Annotated in this window: 1 protein-coding gene; it reads left to right on the top strand. The window is 48.2% G+C overall.

Annotated elements, in window-relative coordinates; translation table 11 throughout:
- A partial coding sequence (locus AB4585_RS22715) for an FAD-linked oxidase C-terminal domain-containing protein (protein WP_372171068.1) occupies positions 1-284 on the top strand: 284 nt, incomplete at both ends.

Raw genomic sequence — 284 nt, 5'->3', positions numbered from 1 at the left:
GATACCTGTGTGCCACCTGAAAATCTAGCGGATTTCATTGTCGAGTTTCGCGCACTGTTAGACGCTCATAATCTGCGCTATGGCATGTTTGGTCACGTAGATGCTGGCGTACTTCACGTTAGGCCAGCACTGGATATGTGCGATCCAAAGCAAGAAGAGTTAATGCATCAAATCTCCGATCAAGTGGTTGCCTTAGTTGCCAAATATGGCGGATTGATGTGGGGTGAACACGGCAAAGGCTTCCGCTCAGAATACGGCCCGGAATTCTTTGGTGAACACCTTTT

This window comes from Vibrio sp. 10N.222.49.C9, assembly GCF_041474985.1.
GTDB lineage: Bacteria > Pseudomonadota > Gammaproteobacteria > Enterobacterales > Vibrionaceae > Vibrio > Vibrio crassostreae_C.
This window is presented reverse-complemented; position numbering and strand designations above follow the sequence as displayed.